This is a genomic window from Amycolatopsis sp. NPDC059235, from assembly GCF_042754125.1.
Lineage (GTDB): Bacteria > Actinomycetota > Actinomycetes > Mycobacteriales > Pseudonocardiaceae > Amycolatopsis > Amycolatopsis albidoflava.
This window is the reverse complement of the sequence record NZ_JBHZAG010000138.1, coordinates 13,693-17,204: the sequence shown is the minus strand read 5'-3', so window position 1 is coordinate 17,204 and position 3,512 is coordinate 13,693. Positions and strand designations below refer to the sequence as shown.

The following is a 3,512-nucleotide window of genomic DNA, read 5'->3' as shown; positions in this document are numbered from 1 at the left end:
CGGCCCGCCGCGGGGGGGGGGGGCCCCGCGCGGCCCGGCCTTTCCGGACCCTTGGGGGTAACCGGCCCCCCCCAAGGAGTCCTTCACGACAACGGTGACCGGGAGACGGCCGTAAGGTGGACGGCAACGGCTCGACGCAGTGCGCAGGAGAGGAGGTCGGCCCGTGCGGCTCGACCACGAATTCACCGTCCCCGCCCCGATCGGGGAGGTCTGGCAGGCCGTCATCGACCCGGAGCGGGTCGCCCCGTGCATGCCGGGCGCCTCGCTCACCAAGGTGGAGGGCGACACCTTCGCGGGCACGGTGAAGGTCAAGCTGGGGCCGATTTCGCTGCTGTACAAGGGAACCGGCGAGTTCCTGGATAAGGACGAGGCGGCCCGCAAGGTCGTCATCAAGGCGTCCGGCAAGGACTCGCGCGGCGGCGGCACCGCGGCCGCGACGGTCACCCTCACGCTCACCGAACGCGACGGCGGCACGCACGGCGCGGTCGCCACCGACCTGGCGATCACCGGACGTCCGGCGCAGTTCGGGCGCGGGCTGATCTCCGAGGTGGGCGGCAAGATCCTGGACACTTTCGCGGGGAATCTCGCGGCCTCGCTGGAGACTCCGGCCGAGGAGACTGAGGCTCCGGCGGCGAAGGCCGAAGCGAAGCCTGCCGAGACGGCCAAGCCCGCCGAGGAGAAGCCAGTCGCCGACGAGAAGCCGCACCTGCGGAGCGTCCCGGCAGGCGGTTCGACCGGCGAGACCGAGGCGATCGACCTGCTCGACTACGCCGGGCAGTCCGTCGCGAAGCGGCTCGCCCCGGTGGCCGCGGGCGCGGTCGTGCTGCTGATCGTGCTGGCGATCGTGCGGAAGCTGCGCCGCCGCTGACCGGCCGGGAGGTTGCCCGCTCGCTCTACTCAGAGCGTGCCCAGTGGGCAGTGAACGGGGTGGTTTTTCCCTCGGTTCGGCTAGATTCGGAGCTGACCCGCTACCCTGGGCAACTTCCGTAGGCCGAATTTCGCGTGGGGGCGCCCGTGACGCAGGCACCTGTCCCCATCGGGGTGCGCGGCGCGGTGACGGGCTGGCGCGGCTGGCCGCCGCGCTGGACGATGTGGGCGGTCGCGCGGCGGCGCTGGATCGGCTACGCGATGGCGTGCGAGGCCGTCGCCGTGGCGGTCACGGTGACGGGTCTCGCGACCGGCTTCGGCGGCCCAGTGCAGATCAGTTCGTTCGGCGTGCTCGTCGGGCTCGGCATCGCGCAGGCCGAAATGTCGCGGCGGATCGAACGCCTGCGACGGTGGATGAGCGGCCAGACGCACATCAACGTCACGTCCGTCTGGTACCTCGCCGGCGCGTTCCTGCTTCCGCCGGCGTGGGTCGCGTTGCTGGCGTTGGTGTTGTACCTGCATCTGTGGCTGCGAGTGTGGCGACACGTGCGTACGCGGCCCGCGCATCGCTTCGCGGCGAGTACGGCGTGGGCAATGCTGTCGTGCTTCGCGGCGTCCGCGGTGTTGACCATCGGCGGTCTGGATCAAGCGGGGCTCGACACTGCGTACGGCGTCCTCGCGCTCGTGCTGGCGGCAGTCGCCTTTGAACTGGTGAACGTCGTGCTCGTAGCGACGGGCATCTACCTGTACACGAACAGCCGCTCTCCCGCGGACCTCATCGGCACCTGGGAGGACAACGCCTTCGAGATCGCGACGCTCTGTCTCGGCGGGCTCGCGGCGCTGGCGTTCGTCCATCAACCGGTGCTGGTGGTGTTCGTGCTGCCGCCGTTGTTGTTGCTGCACCGCTATCTCCTGCTGAAACAGCAGTTGCAGGTGGCGGTCGTGACCGACGAGAAGACCGGGCTGCTCAACACCGCGGGCTGGCACGAACTGGCGACCCGCGAGTTCACCCGCGCCCGGCGACGGGGGACCGGCAGCGGGTTCGCCGTCTTGATGATCGATCTCGACCACTTCAAGCGCATCAACGACACGTACGGTCACCTCACCGGCGACGAGGTGCTGGCCGCGGTTGCCGTGGCGATCGAGGCTTCGGTGCGGCAAAGCGACACCGTCGGCCGGTTCGGCGGCGAGGAATTCGTGGTCCTGCTGCCCGCGACTGGCGACACCGACGTGCTCGGAATCGCCGAACGGGTGCGGATCGCGGTGGGGGAGCTGACGGTCGCGGTGGGAGGTCCGCTGCGGATCAGCGGACTCTCCGTGTCCGTCGGCGTCGCGTGTTACCCGCAGGCAGGTGCCACGCTCGACGAGGTGCTGCGATCGGCCGATGCCGCGTTGTACCGGGCGAAAGACGGCGGCCGGAACCGCGTCGCGGTCTGAGCCGGAAATACCGGGCGCGGGCAATTGTTGAACGTTGTATGAGCACTGCGGATCACGAGACCGACGTCGTGGTGATCGGGGCCGGGCAGGCCGGGCTGTCGGCGGCGTATCACCTGCGCCGGGCCGGGTTCGCCAACGAACGCGGCTTCGTCGTGCTCGACCACGGCAAACGCGCGGGCGGCGCGTGGCAGTACCGCTGGCCGTCGCTGGTGGTCGGGAAGGTGCACGGGATCCACGACCTGCCGGGGATGGCGTTCGGGACTCCGGACGCGACGCGGCCCGCCAGCGAGGCCGTGTCGGAGTACTTCGGGCGCTTCGAGAAGACGTACGACTTGCCGGTGCACCGTCCGGTCGACGTGACCGCGGTGCGGCGCGCGGGGGAGCGGCTAGTGGTCGAATCGCCTGCGGAGACGTGGGCGGCGCGCGCGGTGATCAGCGCGACGGGGACGTGGGACCGGCCGTTCTGGCCGCGTTATCCGGGCAGTTTCGCCGGACGGCAGCTGCACACGGCGGACTACCGCGGTGCTGAGGAGTTTCGTGGCCAGCGCGTGGTGGTCGTGGGCGGCGGGACGTCGGCGGTGCAGTTGCTGATGGAGATCGGTCCCGTCGCGCGTTCGACGGTGTGGGTGACGCGGCGTCCGCCGGTGTGGCGCGAGGAGGAGTTCAGCGAGGACTGGGGACGGATGGCGGTGGCGAAGGTCGACGAGCGGGTGCGGGCCGGGCTGCCGCCGGAGAGCGTCGTGAGCGTGACGGATCTGCCGGTGACGCCGCAGGTGCTCGCCGGGCGCGCGGCGGGATATCTGGAGCGGCGGCCGATGTTCTCGCGGCTGGTTCCCGACGGGGTCGTCTGGGAGGACGGCAGTTTCGAGCCCGCAGACATGATCCTGTGGGCTACCGGGTTCCGGGCCTCGATCGATCACCTGGCGCCGCTGCATCTGCGGACGTCCGGCGGCGGGATCCGGATGGACGGGACTCGCGTTGTGGCGGAGCCGCGGTTGCATCTGGTCGGGTACGGGCCGTCGGCGAGCACGGTGGGCGCGAACCGGGCCGGACGCGCGGCGGTGCAGGAAGTCCGGCGGCTGCTGCAGAGCTGAGGTCCGTGAAGGTGGCCCTCACGGACTCGCGCAAGACGGTGTGGGGCCCCGGAACGGGGTTGGGGGGGGGGTGGGGCACCATAGGTAGGTTTTTAACAAAGGAAGCGTCCGACG

The 3,512-nt window shown here is 70.6% G+C and carries 3 protein-coding genes; all 3 read left to right on the top strand.

The window, feature by feature from the left end; genetic code table 11:
* The first annotated feature begins 163 nt into the window (after positions 1 to 163).
* The 3 genes from ACFXI3_RS44495 (at position 164) to ACFXI3_RS44485 (ending at position 3,398) form a co-directional block, all read left to right on the top strand.
* Entirely contained in the window at positions 164 to 868 is a 705-nt protein-coding gene (locus ACFXI3_RS44495; RefSeq protein ID WP_378408079.1) for an SRPBCC family protein, read from the top strand.
* A 221-nt stretch (positions 869 to 1,089) separates the two neighbouring features.
* On the top strand, positions 1,090 to 2,304 hold the full coding sequence (locus ACFXI3_RS44490) for a diguanylate cyclase (protein WP_378408081.1): 1,215 nt from the start codon (positions 1,090 to 1,092) through the stop codon (positions 2,302 to 2,304).
* A 38-nt stretch (positions 2,305 to 2,342) separates the two neighbouring features.
* Positions 2,343 to 3,398 carry an NAD(P)-binding domain-containing protein gene (locus ACFXI3_RS44485; protein WP_378408077.1) on the top strand — a complete coding sequence of 352 codons (1,056 nt, stop codon included), beginning with the start codon at positions 2,343 to 2,345 and terminating at the stop codon, positions 3,396 to 3,398.
* Positions 3,399 to 3,512 lie beyond the last annotated feature (114 nt).